At 73.4% G+C, this 207-nt stretch carries 1 pseudogene; it reads right to left on the bottom strand.

Going from position 1 to position 207, the window contains the following annotated elements:
* A pseudogene (locus IF89_RS40510) lies at positions 1-207 on the bottom strand (hypothetical protein); the annotation flags it as partial.

Raw genomic sequence — 207 nt, 5'->3', positions numbered from 1 at the left:
GACGCCCTTCACCCCGGCGACCTGGAGGGTGACGACCCCGCCGGGGCCGACGCGCTGCTTGGTCGCGCCCGTGCCGTCACGGGTGTCCAGGAACCGCGCGGGCGCGACCGGGTTCAGCGCGGAGCCCGCGCCGGCCTTGTCCGTGTAGTACCCCGTCACGTCGGCGATCAGGTCCACCGAACCGGCGTTGTTGCGCAGGTCGACCTT

It is taken from the genome of Streptomyces sp. NRRL F-2664 (assembly GCF_000719345.1).
Taxonomy (GTDB): Bacteria; Actinomycetota; Actinomycetes; order Streptomycetales; family Streptomycetaceae; genus Streptomyces.
This window is presented reverse-complemented; position numbering and strand designations above follow the sequence as displayed.